General features: G+C 42.9%; 19 protein-coding genes. 7 read left to right on the top strand and 12 right to left on the bottom strand.

Annotation, left to right across the window (positions count from 1 at the left end; genetic code table 11):
- Positions 1-18: 18 nt before the first annotated feature.
- From hycI to EDC44_RS01275, 11 genes are read right to left on the bottom strand one after another with little or no spacing between them, the layout of a single operon-like run.
- Positions 19-477, bottom strand: coding sequence for a hydrogenase maturation peptidase HycI (gene hycI / locus EDC44_RS01325; RefSeq protein ID WP_131974606.1), 459 nt, complete (start codon positions 475-477; stop codon positions 19-21).
- Positions 470-871 carry a formate hydrogenlyase maturation HycH family protein gene (locus EDC44_RS01320; protein ID WP_131974604.1) on the bottom strand — a complete coding sequence of 134 codons (402 nt, stop codon included), beginning with the start codon at positions 869-871 and terminating at the stop codon, positions 470-472. The genes hycI and EDC44_RS01320 overlap by 8 nt, the downstream gene beginning before the upstream one ends.
- 9 nt (positions 872-880) lie before the next feature.
- Complete coding sequence (locus tag EDC44_RS01315) at positions 881-1,657, bottom strand: NADH-quinone oxidoreductase subunit B family protein (protein ID WP_131974602.1); 777 nt, start codon at positions 1,655-1,657, stop codon at positions 881-883.
- An 11-nt stretch (positions 1,658-1,668) separates the two neighbouring features.
- Positions 1,669-2,241 (bottom strand): formate hydrogenlyase complex iron-sulfur subunit, encoded by a 573-nt coding sequence (locus tag EDC44_RS01310; protein ID WP_131974600.1) that lies wholly within the window; start codon positions 2,239-2,241, stop codon positions 1,669-1,671.
- Between the two features lie 22 nt (positions 2,242-2,263).
- Positions 2,264-3,994 carry a hydrogenase large subunit gene (locus tag EDC44_RS01305; RefSeq protein ID WP_131974598.1) on the bottom strand — a complete coding sequence of 577 codons (1,731 nt, stop codon included), beginning with the start codon at positions 3,992-3,994 and terminating at the stop codon, positions 2,264-2,266.
- 17 nt (positions 3,995-4,011) lie between these two features.
- Positions 4,012-5,547 carry a hydrogenase 4 subunit F gene (locus EDC44_RS01300; protein ID WP_131974596.1) on the bottom strand — a complete coding sequence of 512 codons (1,536 nt, stop codon included), beginning with the start codon at positions 5,545-5,547 and terminating at the stop codon, positions 4,012-4,014.
- Position 5,548: 1 nt separating this feature from the next.
- Positions 5,549-6,187: a hydrogenase 4 membrane subunit gene (hyfE, locus tag EDC44_RS01295; protein WP_131974594.1), complete on the bottom strand. Its 639-nt coding sequence runs from the start codon at positions 6,185-6,187 to the stop codon at positions 5,549-5,551.
- Between the two features lie 10 nt (positions 6,188-6,197).
- Complete coding sequence (locus EDC44_RS01290) at positions 6,198-7,643, bottom strand: hydrogenase 4 subunit D (RefSeq protein WP_131974592.1); 1,446 nt, start codon at positions 7,641-7,643, stop codon at positions 6,198-6,200.
- Positions 7,644-7,653: 10 nt separating this feature from the next.
- Positions 7,654-8,628 (bottom strand): respiratory chain complex I subunit 1 family protein, encoded by a 975-nt coding sequence (locus tag EDC44_RS01285; protein WP_131974838.1) that lies wholly within the window; start codon positions 8,626-8,628, stop codon positions 7,654-7,656.
- 10 nt (positions 8,629-8,638) lie between these two features.
- Positions 8,639-10,657 (bottom strand): hydrogenase 4 subunit B, encoded by a 2,019-nt coding sequence (gene hyfB, locus EDC44_RS01280; RefSeq protein WP_424275969.1) that lies wholly within the window; start codon positions 10,655-10,657, stop codon positions 8,639-8,641.
- A gap of 34 nt (positions 10,658-10,691) precedes the next feature.
- A complete protein-coding gene (locus tag EDC44_RS01275) occupies positions 10,692-11,291 on the bottom strand; it encodes a 4Fe-4S dicluster domain-containing protein (protein ID WP_131974588.1) in 600 nt (199 codons plus the stop codon).
- 325 nt (positions 11,292-11,616) lie between these two features.
- Between EDC44_RS01275 and EDC44_RS01270 the strand changes: the two genes are divergently transcribed.
- The 6 genes from EDC44_RS01270 to EDC44_RS01245 all read left to right on the top strand — a co-directional run bounded on the left by EDC44_RS01270 (position 11,617) and on the right by EDC44_RS01245 (position 17,609).
- Positions 11,617-12,090 carry a low molecular weight protein-tyrosine-phosphatase gene (locus tag EDC44_RS01270; RefSeq protein WP_131974586.1) on the top strand — a complete coding sequence of 158 codons (474 nt, stop codon included), beginning with the start codon at positions 11,617-11,619 and terminating at the stop codon, positions 12,088-12,090.
- Positions 12,091-12,272: 182 nt separating this feature from the next.
- Positions 12,273-13,511 (top strand): HAAAP family serine/threonine permease, encoded by a 1,239-nt coding sequence (locus EDC44_RS01265; protein ID WP_131974584.1) that lies wholly within the window; start codon positions 12,273-12,275, stop codon positions 13,509-13,511.
- A gap of 99 nt (positions 13,512-13,610) precedes the next feature.
- On the top strand, positions 13,611-14,975 hold the full coding sequence (locus EDC44_RS01260; protein ID WP_131974582.1) for an L-serine ammonia-lyase: 1,365 nt from the start codon (positions 13,611-13,613) through the stop codon (positions 14,973-14,975).
- 204 nt (positions 14,976-15,179) lie between these two features.
- On the top strand, positions 15,180-15,869 hold the full coding sequence (locus EDC44_RS01255; RefSeq protein WP_131974580.1) for a 7-cyano-7-deazaguanine/7-aminomethyl-7-deazaguanine transporter: 690 nt from the start codon (positions 15,180-15,182) through the stop codon (positions 15,867-15,869).
- Between the two features lie 271 nt (positions 15,870-16,140).
- A complete protein-coding gene (gene rpoH / locus EDC44_RS01250) occupies positions 16,141-16,986 on the top strand; it encodes an RNA polymerase sigma factor RpoH (RefSeq protein ID WP_131974578.1) in 846 nt (281 codons plus the stop codon).
- A 77-nt stretch (positions 16,987-17,063) separates the two neighbouring features.
- Positions 17,064-17,609, top strand: a complete 546-nt coding sequence (locus EDC44_RS01245; RefSeq protein WP_131974576.1) for a TIGR00645 family protein — start codon at positions 17,064-17,066, stop codon at positions 17,607-17,609.
- Between the two features lie 38 nt (positions 17,610-17,647).
- Here the strand turns inward: EDC44_RS01245 and EDC44_RS01240 are convergent, their stop codons facing one another.
- The gene (locus EDC44_RS01240; RefSeq protein WP_131974574.1) at positions 17,648-17,869 is read right to left on the bottom strand and encodes a SlyX family protein; all 222 of its coding nucleotides are present in this window, start codon (positions 17,867-17,869) and stop codon (positions 17,648-17,650) included.
- Positions 17,870-17,936: 67 nt separating this feature from the next.
- Between EDC44_RS01240 and fkpA the strand changes: the two genes are divergently transcribed.
- Positions 17,937-18,671, top strand: a complete 735-nt coding sequence (fkpA, locus tag EDC44_RS01235) for an FKBP-type peptidyl-prolyl cis-trans isomerase (RefSeq protein ID WP_131974572.1) — start codon at positions 17,937-17,939, stop codon at positions 18,669-18,671.
- Positions 18,672-18,673: the final 2 nt, after the last annotated feature.

The raw sequence follows: 18,673 nt of genomic DNA, 5'->3' as shown, positions 1-18,673 counted from the left end.
AATTCTTTTTGCGTTGTGTTATAACGCTTCAATGCGATCTAAGGCATTGTTTTTTATTAAATCATACAGAAAATTAACCGCACTTTTGACTTTCTCTGTGAGCGGAAAACCGAAAGACACTAAATCCGGCTGAATACCGATAAACACAATATTCGGAATATCTGCTTCCAACTGCTCAATTAAGAAATTGAGTGGCATATTATGTGTGCTCATAAAGAACATTTCGGCGATTAGGTCCTTGTCGATAATACGGATTTCTCCCGGTTCCAGATTCATATCGCTGGCATCGACAATTATCAGGTTTTTCGGTTTCATCGCCCGCACGGTATGGGCGTGATTTTCCGGCGCGGAACCGCCGTCAAGTGCGGTCCAATTTTCCAATGGATTTTCATTCATCAGTCGATACAGATAAGGGCCTGCGGCATCATCACCCATTAATGAATTGCCTACGGTAAGTAGTAAATTTTCTTTATTCATCGCATCGTTTCACCATGATATACATCACCGGTTCTTGCTGGATTGCAGCCAGTGTACCCATTAAAATCTCTGCCCATTGTTGATGCGTTGCACTGAAACGGGCTTTATTTTCATCTAAGGCTTTTGCCAATAAGTTCACATGGCTGCTGTCGATGACGATTTCACCGAATTTCATTAAACCGGCAAATTTGCGACGGGCTTCCCCTTCAGGAAAACTGTTCACAAATTGCTGATAATCGTCATAATCACAAATCAGCAATTTTTTAAAGCAATCAATCACCCCGACGTGATGCCCGATGGCTAAAGAGTAATACATCACTTCTTTAGCCGCATCCGGTACTTGTCCGTCGTTTTCCACAAAACGTTGGTTTAACAGATAAAAATACACTTTCATAACATCGCCTTAACCGGAAAACGGCATACTAATAGCATGCAGACGATTGACGATTTCGCTTAAGCGTGGATCCGCTTCCCGTTCTAAAAATTCCCCTAAACGTACTCCGAAAGGCACATTATTTTGTTCCGTCATCATTGCCATGAAATGATCGGCTATATCACCGCCCTGACGATAACCCGCCAAGCGACGGGCTTCCCGCTCAAGGGTAATGCGTAAATCATAAGGAATGGTCGGGAATCGTACTTTTGCTGCTGCGTTAGGATCGGCAATTTCTTGTTTGCCTTTGAGTTTTTGATCTAACAATCCCAATGCCATAGCAAACCCATAAATAGTGGCGGCTGGTGTCGGCGGGCAACCGGGAATATACACATCAATGGGCACAATTTGATCGCTGCCGCCCCATACGCAATAGAGATCGTGGAATATACCGCCGCCGCAACCGCAAGCACCATAAGAAATACAGATTTTCGGATCGGGAGCCGCTTGATATGCCCGCATTGCCGGTGTCCGCATGGCACGTGTCACCGCACCGGTGAACAGCAAAATATCGGCATGCCGTGGTGAAGCCACCACTTTAATGCCAAACCGTTCGGCATCGAAAGTCGGTGTAATGGTGCTGAAAATCTCGATTTCGCAACCGTTGCAACCGCCGCAATCCACCCGATAAACATAGGCGGAACGCTGGATGTTTTTCAACAATGTCTGCTTCATTTTGGCAATGTTTTCATCAATGCTGAATGGCGCTGAAATGCCGTTTACCGGCATAGGAATTTGTGTGTTCATCCTGTCTCTCCTTAACGCATTGCGTGCACATGATCAAATTGTGCCAATGGGATTGCGATATGCTGATCCATTTCTGCGGTTTTTTCCAAACTGTTTTGTCGTTTGCAGTTCGGACAAGTGCGTAATACTAATAATTGTTGTGCCAGTTGTGCTTCCGTTAAGCCTTGCTGTTTTAATAAATCAATGGTGTAGTTGAGTTCTTTTTCAGAAATAAAGGACTCGCCGCATTGCGGGCAAATAGCCGTATTAAATGTGGTTTCTTGGTATAAATCCTGTTTGTTTTTGACCGATAATTCAAAATCCTGGGTCAGCCGAATGGCTTTGGTCGGGCACACTTCTTCGCAACGTCCGCAGAATATGCAGCGGCCTAAGAATAACGACCAAGTGCGGTTGTTTTCGACAGGATTTGTGTTCATGGTCAAGGCATTGGCGGGACATGCGATAGTGCAGGCACCGCACACAATACATTGATCGGCGTTTAATTCCGGTTTGCCGCGAAAATCAGGATCCACTTCATAAGGTTTGAAGGGATATTTCGTCGTGGCATCCCCTGTTTTAAAGACGGTTTTCAGTAATTTAAACATAATCCGTTTCCTTATAGTCAGCCTATTTCAGCGGTGAATTTTTACGTTCGATGCCGTAGCGTTCGATTTCTTTGTATTCCACGGTTTTGGCTTTGCGTTTGCGTACATCTACCACGGTAACGCGGTCGGTACAGGAATAGCAAGGGTCAACACTGCCGATAATCAATGGGGCATCGGACACCGTATTACCGCGCAACATATAACGTAATGTCGGCCAGTTGGCGTAAGTCGCCGCACGGCAACGCCAGCGGAATAATTTTTGGTTGTCACCGAGCATAGACCAGTGAATATCTTCACCCCGCGGTGCTTCGGTAATACCTAACGCAAAACGTCCCGGTGTGTAGTTGAAACCTTCATTGAGTAATTCGCCGCTCGGTAAATTATCCACCATGTAGTCGATAATATTCATGGCTTCAAAGGTTTCGTTGATGCGTACGGAAACTCGCGACATCACATCGCCGTTTTCTTCGTGGAAGACTTGGAACGGTACATCGCCGTAACCTGAGAACGGATGTACTTTGCGTACATCACGGGTAAAACCGGAACCTCGCACCATCGGCCCTACCGGACTGAAATCGCGAGCCACTTGTTTGTCTAAAATTCCCACGCCCACGGTGCGTTGTTTGATGTTCGGCGTGTTGAGCAAAATATCCACCAGATTTTTCACTTCTTCCCGCATTTCTTTAATCAATTTTACGCATTGTTCCCGTTGATGTTTCAACATATCGCGACGTACACCGCCGATTAGATTGATACCGTAGGTTTTACGGGCACCGGTTAACACTTCCGCCAAGGTCATGGATTTTTCCCGTACACGGAAAAACTGCATAAAGCCTGTATCAAAACCGGTGAAATGGCTGGAAAGCCCTAGGTTCAATAAGTGGCTGTGCAAACGTTCCACTTCCAATAAAATCGCCCGAATCCATTGAGCCCGTACCGGAACTTGAATACCCAATGCGTTTTCAACGGAATTGGAATATGCCACGCTGTGAGTAAATCCGCAGATACCGCATACACGGTCGGCCAAGAAGGTCACTTGGTCGTAATCCATTCGGGTTTCCGCCAGTTTTTCCATACCACGGTGAACATAGAACAAACGGTAATCCGCATCGATAATATCTTCCCCGTCCACAAATAAACGGAAATGTCCCGGTTCGTCGGATGTTATGTGTAACGGACCGATTGGCACTATACGGGCTTCGCCTTTTTCGTTGATGAATTCATAGGTTTCCGTGGCGGTTGTCGGATCCGGACGTAAACGGTAATCCATCGAATCTTTACGCAATGGGTAAATATCATCAGGCCAATCGTCCGGCAACACTAAACGGCGTTGATCCGGCAAGCCCACGGCTTTTAAGCCGAACATATCGAACATTTCCCGTTCTGCCCATACCGCCGCTTTGACTCGCGGTGTAACGGACGGAAATTCTTGCGTGACCGGATCCACCAAGGCTTTCACGGTGACAAAACTTTTCACTTCCCCTTCCATTGAAAGTACATAGTACACCGCAAAATTACCGTGAATAGAACGCTCGTCATTGGCAAAAGCAATCGGCAGCCAACCTTCGTGTTGGTAATACAAATATTCCACCACATCAGGCAACATATTGGTTTTAATCGTGATCGTCACCTGATTTTCTGTTGACCACTCCTCTTCCAAAATGGTATGCGGAAATTTTTGGTTCACGGCTTCAATATAATGTTTGCCTTTTGCTTGAGTCTGATCGACTGTTGTATTTTTCGTTAATTCCATTTTTTCCTCCTGTCGATCTAGTGAGTGACACTTTGCCACGGTAATAACAATTCACCGAATGAAACGTTATCCTGACTTAAAATAATACCCACAGCGTCCGTTAATAATTGCAAAAGCGGATCTGCAATATGGATGCCTACTACAAATAAGGATAATAAACAGATTGCCAGCACAGTAACAGAAAGTTTATTTAACTCACCAGCCTGCACACCTTCGGCCGGTTTACCCAACACGGTTTTTAATAACATCGTGGTTAACCCCCCGAGGGCAATGGTTAAGAAAATTAAACACAGAATGGCGAGCCAAATATTACCCGATGTAATCGCAGCGACCACAATGGCAAATTCACTAACAAACATACCGAACGGCGGCATACCGCTCAGTGCCAAGGCACCACCGGCAAATAATACGGCGGTTAGCGGCATGGTTTTCCATAAACCGCTTACATATTGAATGTCACGGCTGCGGTATTTAAGTAAAATGTTACCGGAAGCACAGAACAACAAGGCTTTAGCAAGGCTGTGCATGATGGTGTGTAATAAACCGGCAAACATACCGATTGGACCGCCTAAGCCGAAAGCAAAAGTAATCAGTCCCATGTTTTCTATACTGGAATAAGCCAGCATTCGTTTAATATCCGATTGGACAATAATGAATAACGCTGCCACTGCTACGGAAATCAAGCCGAAAACCAAAAACAGGGTTTGCCCATAGCTTTCTCCCACGCTTTGGGAAACCAGAATATAGTAACGTAGCACGACCAATATGGCACAGTTTAAAAGTACCGCAGAAAGCACCGCACTTACCGGACTCGGTGCTTCACTGTGTGCATCCGGCAGCCAAGTGTGCATCGGGAACAAACCGCATTTTGTACCGAAACCGATTAAGATAAATACAAAAGCAATGTGCATTAAGCTCGGATTCAAATTCACCGCGTGTTCTTTAATAGCGGACCAGAAAATCGCTTGTGTCGGATCATTGAGCAAATGATTAGCATCGGCAAAAGTTAAAATCGTGCCGAACAAACCGAACGCTACGCCCACGGAACAAATGATGATGTATTTCCAGGCGGCTTCCAAAGCGGTTTTTTGTTTATATGTTCCCACTAAGAAAGCAGAACTTAAGGTTGTAGCTTCAATGCCCACCCACATTAAAATGATGTTGTTAGTGGTGACAGAAAGTAACATGGTGAAAAAGAATAAATGCAACAAACTGTGATAGTTTGCATAGGTTTTGAAATCAACATGTCCTTCCGCTAACTCCTGATTCATATAACCGATGGAATAAATGGCTGCCAAGCTGCCTACCACACCGATTAAACCAATGAAAATCGCAGATAAACTGTCGATGTAAATCCAGTTACCCATGGCGATAATTTTGCCTTGAACCAACACGTCTTTGATGACTAACAGGGCAAAAATTGTCGTTAATACAATACCGGTGACATGAAGTGCGGTGCAAAGTGGCTGATTTTTGCTGTTGTTAATCAAGAAACAGGCAACGGAAACCGCCAACGGAGCGATTAGTAATGCATAAATCCATTCAGACATAATGTTACCCCTTCAATTCCGTAAGTTGTTTGGCATCTAAGGTGTGTAATGTGCGGTAAATTTTATTTACTAGCACCACCATAATGATGACGGCAAACAAGGCATCGGTGGCAATACCGATTTCCACCAATTCCGGTGCATCGCTTGCCAATAACGCCAAGGTTAAATGAGAGCCGTTTTCCATCAGACAATAGCCGAACACTTGTTTCAAAATATTGCGTTGGCTGACAATACACAATACGCCGATTAAAAAGTGACTTAATGAAACTGATAAGGCCGGTTTTAAATGTGCCGCTAACGGTACTTGCAACGGTGCAACCACCCAGTAGCACACCACCACAATGACTGCCACAATAGGAATCAGCCAGGCAGAATTGATACCGTTTGGCACCGCACTTTCATCCAATTTTTTAGTGGCATAGAGCAAAATTGCCGGCACGATAATGACTTTAGTGATAAACGCACCGATTGACCACATATAAAGAGAATGTGCCTGCAATTCTCCCGCAAGATAAACAAATATAGATACCAACACCAAGGATTGTAAGGCATAAAGTGCGGCGGCTTTTTTCGCCGTTTTGGCGATAATCACCAGTAGTGAGGTTAAAATCAATAAGCCGGCCAGGGTATTAATCATTAACATAGTTTCCCCCTTATCCTAAAAATTGGAGCCAGTAAGCGGCGATAAAGCCGGAACAAACGGACATCACCATTAACACCACCAATACCGCACTCATGGATAACGGTAACGGTTGGGCTTGTGCAACGGCTTCGGACGGTTTGCCCACCACACATTGACCGAATTTATACAACAGCCACACAAAGGTTGCGGTGCTTTCAATCAATGCGATTACCATTAACAGGGTGATCCATGTATATTGTGAGCCTAATTCAAACCCGGCGGCGAATAACGGGAATTTACTGAAAAATCCGTTAAACGGCGGCACACCGGCAATAGCCAATGCCGCAATGCCAAATCCTGTCCCCACAATCGGCATGGTACGCATAATACCTTGCAATAAAGGCATAGAACGCGTGCCGGTGGCATAAGCCAAGGAACCTGCGACCAAGAAAAACAAACTTTTCGCAAAGGCGTGGTTAAAAATGTAGGCAATGGCGGCTACAAATGCCAGTTTGGAACCGAGTGCAAATAAGGATAACCCGATGAAAATATACGCCAGTTGGGTAATGGTGGAATAGGCAAGTAAACGTTTTAAGTCCGTTTGCGGCAAGTACATCAAGAAACCGTAAATTAATGTGATCATCGCCATAATGATCCCCACTTCGCCTACGATACTTGGAATTTCTCCCGCAGAATAGACCGCTCTTGCGAAAATATAAACGCCCACTTTCACCATAGATGCCGCGTGCAAATAAGCACTCACCGGTGTCGGTGCTTCCATAGCATTCGGCAACCAAATTTGCATTGGCAGTTGTGCGGATTTACCCCAAGCGGCAAACATCACACCGAATAACACAATGGTTTTGGCTGTCGGATCAAGCTGTTCCAAGGCAGTAACGGAGAAAGTGCCGGATTGGCTGTATAAGTATGCGGCGGCCAAATATAAACCAATTGCCCCTACATGCGTAATAATCAAGGCTTTCATCGCAGCGGCTTTGGCTTTTTCCGATTGATAGTAGCTGATTAATCCCCAAGAGCAAGCACCGGTAATTTCAAAGAACAGTAATTGACCGAGCAAGGTGGATGAATAAACCAAACCTGCCATCGCACCCACAAAAATCAGTAAGAAAGCATAAAAACGCGGTAAACCGTTATGCGGATGCTCGCGATTCTTATCGGTTAAATAACCACAGGAATAGGTGATGATCAAAAAGCCTAAACCGACGACGGCAACAGCAATTAAAGTGCTGACTGCATCTAAGGTAACACCGAAAATTACCGCACTGCCGAAAGTGATGTAATCATAGCTGATTGATACTGCTCCGTTCATATACCATTGCCCCGCAAGGCAAACTGTGCATAAGGTGGTTAAGGCAGAAAATAACACGGCTAATTTCGGAAAGCCGTTTTTACCGACCCCCACCAAAAACGCCCCAATGAACGGTAGAATGATTGTAATCAGAGCTAAAGTTTCCATTTCATCCCCCTTACAATCCGATTAAATAAAACATAAAGGCAAATACGGAAATACCGAAGCCCACAATGGTTAAGCGCCCGGTCAGCATAAAACGGGTACGGGACAAGGTGTTTTCAAACACACAAGCCAACACGAATACCACCAGTAATTTGATAAAGAACCAAATTGCCCCAAAAACGACCGCACTTATAGTGAGTTCTTGTGCAGCACCGAATGGCAATAATAGGCTGACAAACAGTGAAGCCACCACCACAGATTTCAAACCGATGCCGATTTTGATTAATGCTAAGGACGGGCCGGAATATTCTGTGAGTGGGCCTTCTTGCAATTCTTGTTCTGCTTCTGCCAAATCGAAGGGAATTTTGCCCATTTCGATAAACACTGCAAAACCGCAGGCAAGCACGGCAACAAAAGTTGCCATCGGCAATGGACTGCCGAACCCGACGACCGATCCGGAAAGTGCGGTGGAAATTACGCCAAAATGTGTGGAACCGGCAATTAAGGCAATCACCAATAATGAGAGCATTAAAATCGGTTCTACCAACACGCCTAATGTCACTTCGCGGCTTGCGCCAATGCTTGAGAACGAACTATTGCTGTCTAACCCCGCAATAGAGAAAAAGAAGCGGAATAAAGCGAACAGGTAAATAGCGGTAATTAAATCACCGCCTGCCCCGAAGGGGGAAGCCAAGGTGAATAACGGCAATGCCATTGCGATCACCATAACGGTGCTGATTAACACATAAGGCATTACTTTTGATACTATACCGGCATTATCCGGTAAAATGTTTTGCCGTTTCATTAATTTCGCAATGTCGCGATAATCCTGTAAGATACCCGCACCGCGGCGAGATTGTATTCTTGCACGAATAAAGCGGGAAATGCCACTGAATAACGGTGCGAGAGCGAGTAAAATCAACGCTTGCACAATGCCTAACAGCAACATACCGCCTGATGTGGCAATTTCTGAAGGTAACGTAATCATCATTGCCCCCTTATAATGTTGCGGCAACGGTTAATAAAATAACCAGTGCAATCACAAAGTAAACACAATACAAGCGGAAATCACCGGCTTGCAACCATTGAAGTTTGTCGGCAATCCAAGGAATCAAGCGGGCAATCGGCATGGTGACTTTATCTTCCCACACCGGTTCGGCTTTGGTTGCACCTTTAATGGTCGCTTGAATGGCTTTATTACTGATTGGTGCAATGTCCAGGGTTTTACGAATGGTATAAAGCGGTTTGAACATTGTGCGTAACGGACGGGTGAAACCGCCGGCGGATGTTGCCATATCCATTTCATAGGCATAACCGCAAGCCCAAGGATTGCCTTTGTTGGTATCTGCCAAACGGGATTGTTTGGTCATCGCATAATAAGCAAACGGTACGGCAAAGAAAGCAATCAACATAATGGCAACCATTGGTGTTGAAAGTGCGGTTGTCGGTTGGGAACCGGCGACTACAACTCCGTTTTCTGCAAGCGGAAATCCGTTTAAGCCGGAAAGTGCGGTGGAAATCTTGGCAATTATCGGTGTAATCACCGATGCTCCGATGCCCAATAATATACAAAGTACCGCTAAAATTGCCATTGCCGCTACCATCGGCATTGGTACTTCACGAGCCTGTGCGGCTTTTTCGCTGCGTGGTGCGCCGCCAAAGCTGATACCATAGACTTTCACGAAACAAAGTGCCGCTAACGCCCCGGTTAAAGCAAGCATAATAATGGCAATAGGACCGGCTAATTTAAGTACAATGTCATCGCTTTGGCTGAGTGTAAACAAAGATTGATAAGTAAACCATTCACTCACAAAGCCGTTAAACGGCGGTAATGCGGAAATCGCCATGGTACCGATTAAGAAACACAACGCCGTATAGGGCATTAATTTACCCAAACCGCCCATTAAATCCATATCTTTACTGTGCAGCCGATACATAATCGATCCCGCACCTAAGAATAATAAGCCTTTGAATACCGCATGGTTGAGCAAGTGATATAAACCGCCGAGCAAGCCCACGGTGGCAAGTATCGGATTTTTAAGGGCAATACCGATCATACCTACCCCCACGCCCATCATAATAATGCCGACGTTTTCCACCGTGTGATAAGCCAATAAGCGTTTGATATCGTGTTCCGCCAAGGCATAAAGCACGCCAAGCACCGATGATACCGCACCGAAAGCCAACACAATTACGCCATACCAAAGATTATCCGCACCAAGCAGATCAATGCCTACTTTGATAATACCGAACACCCCGATTTTCACCATTACACCGGACATTAAGGCGGAAGCGTGAGACGGTGCGGCAGGGTGTGCTTTCGGCAGCCAACCGTGCAACGGAATCATCCCGGCTTTTGCCCCAAAACCTAAGAATGCAAGGATAAATACGGTAAAGGCTAAAGGCGTAGAAAGGGATGTTTGACGGAAAGCGGCAAATTCAAAACTGCCGGCATAGCAATAGAAAATAAAGAAGGCGATCATAATCAACACGGAACCGGCGTGTGCAATAAAGAAATATAACAAACCGGCGTTGGTGGCGTTGTCGTCTTGTTCGGTGAGCACTAAAAAGTATGATGCCAAAGACATCATTTCAAAAAAGACTAAAAAGTAGAACGCGTTATCGGTGGTAACAAGGGCGATCATCGAAGCAATAAACAGATTCATAAAGAATCCCATTGAACCGGCTCCTTTACCTTTGTATTCCTGCACATAAGCAAAGGAATAAATGGCACTGACCACCACCAACAAAGAAATCACACACACCATAAAAGCCGCCAAACCGTCGATTCGCAGGGAAAAATCGGCGAATTCAAAAGGCGTTTTGAATGTGTCTGTTATCGTTTCACTGCCGAATAGTACCGGTGCAACGGCAACAATGCCTAAAACACCGCCAATAATACTGGCAATACCGGATAGATTGATTGAAAGTTGTTCGTTCCGTTTAACCCACAGCGAAGCGAACGCACCTGCAACATACACTATCAAGGCAGTGATGAGTAAAGTAATTGTACCCATAATTCACTCCATTGATGCAATAAGCAAAAATCAATTAATGGGGAATAGCCGGTGAATTGATCATCGCCGATTCACGTTTCGCTTGATTTGCTTGTTGAATACTTTCGTCACTGATTAAGAATAAGGTTTTTGTCGGACAGGTTTGCACACAAGCCGGACCCTCTTCACGGAAATAGCACAAATCGCACTTAATAGCGATGGCTTTCACACCAGGTTGCCAAGCCAGCATATTATGTACATTACTATTATCCGGTGCGGTACGGATGTCCCTTTTCACTGCATCGGCAAAAGTGAAATGCTCATAATAAGCCGGTGCATCAATAGCGGTGCTGCCATGTTGGGTAATTGCACCGAACGGACAAGCAATACCGCATAATTTACAGCCGATACAAAGACTTTCGTTAAGTTGAATGGTATCGTTCTTGTGCGTGATCGCATGCACGGGACAAACAGTGGCACAAGGTGCGTCATCGCAGTGACGGCATAAGATAGGAACAGTGATGTCGTCATTACGCATCACCTGTAAGCGTGGAAAAGATTGCAATCCGAAGGCTTTATGGGTTTCGCTGCATGCGGCCATGCAAGTGTTACAACCAATACAGTCTTTGGGATCGCCGATAACGAATCGGTTCATATGTCCCCCATTTCTGATTGTTTACAACAAAAAATTAAAACTCTTTCGGATTTGTCAAATTTTATAAAAAGAAAAAACAGAATGTTTTATAAAAAGCACAAATCCGTTTGTGGGTATAGACCTATAACCCTGTTTTTTGTAAGGATAAGGAAAATACCTCGGAAAAGGTAGGGGTAATTCGCTCAAATTTTGATTAAGATCATAAAAATTTTACTTTTTTTCACCGCACTTATATTATTGGTTTATTTAGAAATATTTAGTTGAAAATAACTATTATTAGCATTTTTATTTAATGTTAAAGATAAAACGATTTACAGGAAATAATATGAAACCCAGAATCCATATTCTCTTTGTCTGCCTAGGCAATATTTGCCGTTCTCCAATGGCGGAATTTATAATGCTCGATAAAGTAAAGAAAGCGCATTTGGATAATCGTATTTTTACCGCCAGTGCAGGCACGGCAGGTTATCACGACGGTGACGGAATGCATTGCGGCACGGCAGATATGCTGGATCTGCATAACATTGACAGCCGTGGATTCGTCAGCCGCAAAGTTCGAATGAGTGATTGGCAACAATTTGACTATATTATTGCCATGGACGACAGTAATTTACGTGATCTCGAACGCTTATTCGGCAGACATCCGGAAAAATTATTTAAAATCACCGCACTTTGCCCCGATCTTGCTTACGATCACATCCCCGACCCTTGGTATTCCGGCAATTTTGCACAGACTTATGAATTGTTGGATCAGTGTTGCGATGCGTTGTTGTTGAAGTTGAAAACGGAATTAACATAATGTCTATAGCGGCTAAATCACATTAGTCGCTTTTTTATTTTGTCGTTATATGCTGAATATTTCAACAAATACAAAATAAACTTTTGAAGTAGATCACATTTCCAAAATTTTAAGCTTGAGATAAACAACTCTTAAGCATATCATCCCGCCCGAATTTTATTAATAATAAACAAGGAGTTTTTATGGCACAGGAATATCCTAAATGGAGCAAATTTGACATTACCTGGATGCTTAATTTATTTGGTACGGCGGTCGGTGCCGGTGTACTGTTTTTACCAATTAATGCCGGTATGGGCGGTTTTTGGCCGCTGATTATTATGGCGATTATCGTAGGTCCTATGACTTACTTAGCTCACCGAGGATTGTCACGTTTTGTATTGTCTTCCTCAAAACCCGGTAGCGATATTACCGAAGTCGTTGAAGAACATTTCGGTAAGAGTGCGGGAAAATTGATTACTTTGCTGTATTTTTTTGCAATCTTTCCAATTCTTTTAATTTACGGTAATGGTATTACCAATACCGTTGATTCATTTATTGTCAATCAATTAGGTATGACATCGCCAAATCGTATTATTCTTTCATTCGTTCTTATTGCGGCACTTATTTCCGTGATGCTGATGAATGAACGTGTTATGTTACGATTAACCGAATTACTGGTTTATCCGTTGGTTTTCATTTTATTTGCATTGTCTATTTATCTTATTCCTGAATGGAATACTTCGATGTTAAATGAATTTCCGACAGCAACGGGGTTATTAAAAACACTTTGGATTACCATTCCGGTATTAGTCTTTTCCTTTAACCATTCACCGGCCATTTCTGCATTTTCTCAATCTCAGCAACATCAATATCAAGATCCGACACTGACTGAAAAACACGCAAGTCGTACATTAAAGGGAACTGCAAGTATTTTATTTATATTTGTTATGTTTTTTGTGTTCAGCTGTGTGTTAACGCTGACTCCGGCAGAATTAGCGGCGACAAAAGAACAAAATATCAGTATTTTATCTTTCTTAGCCAATAAATTTGAAAATCCGTACATTTCATATCTTGGCCCGTTAGTAGCATTCCTTGCCATTACCAGTTCATTCTTCGGTCACTATTTAGGTGCACGTGAAGGTTTGGAAGGGTTATATATCAAAATGAGCGGAAAAACTGAAATTAACCGTAAAAAACTTAATTACGGTGCTGCGGTATTTTTCCTATTTACATTATGGGGAGTAGCCATTCTCAATCCAAGTATCTTAGGTTTAATCGAATCGCTAGGTGGTCCGATTATTGCAATGATCCTATTCATCATGCCGATGTATGCAATCCGTAAAGTACCGGCAATGAAAAAATACAGCGGCAAATTCAGTAATGTATTTGTCACCGTTATGGGGCTGGTTGCAATTTCAGCCGTCGTTTACGGACTATTTTAAAACTTAATTTAAAATACCGAATTTTTCGCAATAATAACAATGAAATTACCTTCACTCATTTCATTGAGTGAAGGTAATTATTTTTAAAAAGAGAATAATATGATTAGCGTTTTTGATATGTTTAAGGTAGGGATTGGGCCTTCAAGCTCGCATACCGTGGGACCAATGAAAGCGGGAAAACAATTTATTGACGATTTGATCGAACAAGGCAAAATCGCAGATATTACTCAAATTCATGCGGATGTGTACGGTTCATTGTCGATGACCGGTCGCGGTCATAACACCGATATTGCCATTATTATGGGATTGGCAGGCTATTTGCCGCACAACGTGGATATTGACAGCATTCCTCATTTCATTTCTGAGGTAAAACGGACCGCACTTTTACCTATTGCCGAAGGGAAATATACGGTTAAATTTCATTTTGATGAAGATATGGAATTTCATAATAGCTTTCTCTCATTACATGAAAACGGGATGAGAATTACCGCACTTATTGAGCAAGAAATCATTTACCAACAGACTTACTATTCTATCGGCGGCGGTTTTATCGTGGATGAAGCTCATTTCGGTCAGCAACAAGATGCTCAACAAGATATTCCCTATCCCTATAATAATGCAGAAGATATTTTAAACTATTGTCGTGAAACGGGTTTGGCACTCTCCACCATAATGCTTAAAAATGAAATTGCATTACACGGCAAAGAAGCCGTTTCAGCCCACCTTGCCTTGATTTGGAAAACCATGACGGATTGCATTGAGCACGGTTTAAGTACGGAAGGTATTTTACCCGGTCCGTTGAAAGTATCTCGTCGAGCTTCATCTTTGCATCGATTATTACAGGCAAACAGCTCATTGACCAATGACCCGATGCAGATAATTGACTGGATTAACGTGTATGCGCTTGCTGTAAACGAAGAAAATGCCGCCGGCGGACGAGTGGTCACGGCACCGACAAACGGCGCATGTGGAATTGTACCCGCCGTATTGTCTTACTATCAAAAATTTATTTCGCCTCTTAATTCCGAAACAATTGAACGCTATTTATTAGCCTGCGGAATGATAGGCTCCTTATACAAAATGAACGCCTCGATCTCCGGTGCCGAAGTGGGTTGTCAAGGCGAAGTGGGGGTAGCTTGTTCAATGGCGGCGGCAGGACTCACGGAAATTCTTGGCGGCAGTCCGGAGCAGGTGTGTATCGCAGCGGAAATCGCCATGGAGCATAATCTCGGTTTAACCTGCGACCCTGTGAGCGGACAAGTGCAAGTGCCTTGCATCGAACGTAACGCCATTGCTTCGGTAAAAGCGATTAATGCCGCTCGAATGGCATTACGACGGACATCAAACCCGCGAGTGTCATTAGACAAAGTGATCGAAACCATGTATGAAACCGGTAAAGATATGAATGCAAAATACCGAGAAACTTCCCAAGGCGGATTGGCGGTTAAAGTTGTTTGCAGCTGAAATTATTTTCTTTATCTAACAGCGTATATAAAAATGATACTGAAATTGGTACATAATTTGTATAAGAAGAGATATCTGACAAGTTTTACATTAAAATCCACTTGAAAAATCACGCCAATTCAGTATCATTTTCAGTCCGCATTTTATGTGGATAGGCTAGGTTCCCTCACCCTGGCGACGATTAATCTAAAAAAAGGATATAAAATGAACGCTATTTATTCCCCCTTTACATCTCAACAAAAACGCAACGCGTTAATTATTCTTAGTTTTTTTCATATTTTTATTATTGCGGCAAGCAATTATTTAGTGCAGATTCCTTTTGAAGTGCGGTTGCCTTTTGGCGAATTTTCTTTCCATAGCACTTGGGGAACCTTGACGTTTCCGTTTATTTTTTTAGCGACGGATTTAACTGTACGGATTTTTGGTGCGAAAGAAGCCCGCTGGATTATTTTTATGGTAATGTTGCCGGCATTAGTGATCAGCTACTTAATTTCCGTGCTGTTTTTTGAAACGCACTACCAAGGCTTGTCCGCGTTAAGCAGTTTTAACGGCTTTGTATTCCGTATCGCTTTTGCCAGTTTTTGTGCTTATGTATTCGGTCAATTATTGGATGTGTTAGTGTTTAACCGTTTACGCCAACTCAAAACGTGGTGGATTGCTCCCACCAGTTCTATGGTATTCGGTTCTATGGCGGATACGTTGTTATTCTTTGCGGTGGCGTTTTATGCCAGCAGTGATCCGTTTATGGCAGAACATTGGATGCAATTAGGTTTTGTTGATTATTTATTCAAGCTGTTTATCGGTATTGTTTTGTTTGTTCCTGCTTATGGCGTAGCATTGAGTTTTATCGTGCGTAAATTGCAGGCATTGACAAGCTCTCCCCGGTTGGCATAATGCTTAATTTCTTTAAAATCGAATAAGACTGACAAGCATGCAAACAATAACATTAAGAGAAAAAATTGATCAAAACCTAATGAACGATTATTAGTGGGCGATCGTGATAAATCTGCTCAAAAAATTCCCTGAAAGCCATCAGAAATTAAGAATTTTTTAAGAAAAGTGCGGTCTAATTTAACATAAAATTTTGGCCGTCATGATTGATTTTGTCAGAATTTATGTTATAACTAAACACCAGTAAACATGCTGGAAGGTAAGAAGGAAGAGAATGAATACAGAACAAACAATGATGCTCGTACCGCAAGGTAGTATCGAAGGCTATATCCGTGCGGCAAACGAGTACCCTATGCTCACCGCGGAAGAAGAAAAAAGCCTGGCAGAACGTTTGTACTACAATGAAGATGTGGAAGCGGCAAAAAAACTGATTTTGTCCCACCTTCGTTTTGTCATTCATGTCGCCCGCGGCTATTCCGGTTATGGCTTGCCGCAAGCGGATTTGATTCAGGAAGGCAATATCGGTTTGATGAAAGCAGTGAAACGCTTTAATCCGGAAATAGGCGTGCGTTTGGTGTCTTTTGCAGTGCATTGGATCAAAGCGGAAATTCACGAATATGTGTTGCGTAACTGGCGTATCGTGAAAGTAGCCACTACCAAAGCACAGCGTAAATTATTCTTTAATTTGCGTAAAACCAAGCAGCGTTTAGGTTGGTTCAGTGACAACGAAGTGAACATGGTTGCCGACGAATTGGGCGTATCCGCACAAGATGTGTTGGAAATGGAATCCCGTATGACCGGTTCCGATGTGGCATTTGATTTGCCGACGGATGAAACGGAAGAAGAAACCTATTCACCGGCATTATATTTGGAAGATAAAAATTCCAACTTTGCCTCTGAATTGGAGAACGAAAATTACGAAAACGAAGCGGCGGAGCAACTTTCTACGGCTTTGGCAAGTTTAGATGCCCGTAGCCAAGATATTATCAAAACCCGTTGGCTGGATGAAAACAAAGCTACGTTGCAGGATTTGGCGGCGAAATATAACATCTCTGCGGAACGAGTACGACAACTTGAAAGCAACGCTTTGAAAAAGCTAAAAAGTGCGGTCAGTTTTTAAGAAATTTTAAAGTAACTTATAAGCAAAGCCCGGATTTATTCCGGGTTTTTTGTGGTATCAATCTATCAAAGGAATCTATGGAACAAGAACTTAAAATCAGAAAACCACGTAAAAGAACACCGACTTTAATTAGTCAAATGGTGTTTGCCAGCCGTTGGATTCAACTGCCGATTTATTTTGGTTTGATCGTCGTGCAAGGTGTATATGCCTATAAATTCGGCACGTTATTATGGGATTTGGTGGTGAATCTGGGCGTTTATGATTCCAATACCGTGATGTTGGCAGTGCTCAATCTTATAGATGTCGTGATGATTGCCAACCTGTTGATTATGGTGTTGATCGGCGGTTATGAAACGTTTGTGTCGAGATTAAATACGGATGGTCACCCCGATGAACCGGAATGGCTAAGCCATGTTAATGCTTCGGTATTGAAGGTTAAACTTGCGATGGCGATTATCAGTATTTCTTCCATCCATTTGCTGCAAACCTTTATCAATACGGCAAATCTTACGGAAAAACAAATGATGTGGCAGTTGTTGATTCATCTCGGCTTTATTGCATCAGCTATTGGTTTGGCGTTGACGGATAAGATTTTGTATGGCACGGTACATAAAAACCATTAAATAAGACATAATGGAGAACCTTGATTCTCCATTATTTATTAATAATGCGGCGGTGGCGTTTCTTCCGCTTGACTGGCGATATTAGATAACTGCATACCGGCCAGTTTGGCGGCTAAATGACGCACTTGAATTTGCAGTTTATCAACTATAAATTGTTGTTCGATCAAAGATTGATTCAATTCTTCGATAGTCTGTTCCTGAAAAGTGGTTTTCATTTCTAATTCGGCTAGTCGCTGTTCGATTTTTTGTAATTGAGTCATTGAAAATCCCTAACTAAAGGTGATACTATCCCATAAATTTCCATTCATTATACAGGATAAATAAAAAATGAAAAAATTATCAGCAGCTGCCTTGTTAATCGGTGCAGTATTTTCATATTCGACAGCATTAGCGGCGGATGCACAAATTACCGACAAAAAATTTATTGACGATTCGTCTTATGCAGTTGGCGTATCAATGGGTAAATATTTGGAATCCATGTTGTCGGATCAAAAAAACCTGATTAAATTAGATAAAGAATTGTTATTAAAAGGGGTTAAAGATGCCGTTAATGGTAAAGTGACCTTAACAAACGAACAATTACAACAACAAAACCAAGCGTTATTCAGTAAGATTGAAGAAATTAAAATAGCTAAAGCACAAGAACTGGCACAGCAAGCCAAAACCAAAGGCGATGCGTTCCGTGCGGATTATGCGAAAAAAGACGGTGTTAAACAAACTCAATCCGGTATTTTATATAAAATTGAAAAAGCGGGCGAAGGGGGGGCGCCAAAACCGGAGGATACGGTAAAAGTGCATTACACCGGTAAATTGGTTGATGGGACAGTGTTTGACAGTTCCGCAGAACGCGGTCAGCCGGCAGAATTTACGTTATCGCAATTAATTCCGGGCTGGACAGAAGGTATCGCGTTAATCAAAAAAGGCGGCAAAATCGAATTGGTATTGCCACCGGAGTTAGCATACGGTAAACAAGGTGCGGGCGATGCTATTCCGGGCAATTCAACCTTGATTTTTGATATTGAATTGTTAGATGTGACTCCTGCCGCAGAAGCAGTAAAATAATC

Origin of the sequence: Cricetibacter osteomyelitidis (assembly GCF_004340985.1) — a bacterium.
Classification (GTDB): domain Bacteria; phylum Pseudomonadota; class Gammaproteobacteria; order Enterobacterales; family Pasteurellaceae; genus Cricetibacter; species Cricetibacter osteomyelitidis.
Note: the sequence above shows the minus strand (reverse complement) of the source record. Positions and strands in the feature narration are given on the sequence as shown.

What these genes read in the sequence shown, in the direction of transcription:
- hycI (WP_131974606.1), bottom strand. Translation starts at nt 477, where the DNA reads ATGAATAAAGAAAATTTACTACTTACCGTAGGCAATTCATTAATGGGT.
- EDC44_RS01320 (WP_131974604.1), bottom strand. Translation starts at nt 871, where the DNA reads ATGAAAGTGTATTTTTATCTGTTAAACCAACGTTTTGTGGAAAACGAC.
- EDC44_RS01315 (WP_131974602.1), bottom strand. Translation starts at nt 1,657, where the DNA reads ATGAACACACAAATTCCTATGCCGGTAAACGGCATTTCAGCGCCATTC.
- EDC44_RS01310 (WP_131974600.1), bottom strand. Translation starts at nt 2,241, where the DNA reads ATGTTTAAATTACTGAAAACCGTCTTTAAAACAGGGGATGCCACGACG.
- EDC44_RS01305 (WP_131974598.1), bottom strand. Translation starts at nt 3,994, where the DNA reads ATGGAATTAACGAAAAATACAACAGTCGATCAGACTCAAGCAAAAGGC.
- hyfE (WP_131974594.1), bottom strand. Translation starts at nt 6,187, where the DNA reads ATGTTAATGATTAATACCCTGGCCGGCTTATTGATTTTAACCTCACTA.
- EDC44_RS01290 (WP_131974592.1), bottom strand. Translation starts at nt 7,643, where the DNA reads ATGGAAACTTTAGCTCTGATTACAATCATTCTACCGTTCATTGGGGCG.
- EDC44_RS01285 (WP_131974838.1), bottom strand. Translation starts at nt 8,628, where the DNA reads ATGATTACGTTACCTTCAGAAATTGCCACATCAGGCGGTATGTTGCTG.
- hyfB (WP_424275969.1), bottom strand. Translation starts at nt 10,657, where the DNA reads ATGGGTACAATTACTTTACTCATCACTGCCTTGATAGTGTATGTTGCA.
- EDC44_RS01275 (WP_131974588.1), bottom strand. Translation starts at nt 11,291, where the DNA reads ATGAACCGATTCGTTATCGGCGATCCCAAAGACTGTATTGGTTGTAAC.
- EDC44_RS01270 (WP_131974586.1), top strand. Translation starts at nt 11,617, where the DNA reads ATGAAACCCAGAATCCATATTCTCTTTGTCTGCCTAGGCAATATTTGC.
- EDC44_RS01265 (WP_131974584.1), top strand. Translation starts at nt 12,273, where the DNA reads ATGGCACAGGAATATCCTAAATGGAGCAAATTTGACATTACCTGGATG.
- EDC44_RS01260 (WP_131974582.1), top strand. Translation starts at nt 13,611, where the DNA reads ATGATTAGCGTTTTTGATATGTTTAAGGTAGGGATTGGGCCTTCAAGC.
- EDC44_RS01255 (WP_131974580.1), top strand. Translation starts at nt 15,180, where the DNA reads ATGAACGCTATTTATTCCCCCTTTACATCTCAACAAAAACGCAACGCG.
- rpoH (WP_131974578.1), top strand. Translation starts at nt 16,141, where the DNA reads ATGAATACAGAACAAACAATGATGCTCGTACCGCAAGGTAGTATCGAA.
- EDC44_RS01245 (WP_131974576.1), top strand. Translation starts at nt 17,064, where the DNA reads ATGGAACAAGAACTTAAAATCAGAAAACCACGTAAAAGAACACCGACT.
- EDC44_RS01240 (WP_131974574.1), bottom strand. Translation starts at nt 17,869, where the DNA reads ATGACTCAATTACAAAAAATCGAACAGCGACTAGCCGAATTAGAAATG.
- fkpA (WP_131974572.1), top strand. Translation starts at nt 17,937, where the DNA reads ATGAAAAAATTATCAGCAGCTGCCTTGTTAATCGGTGCAGTATTTTCA.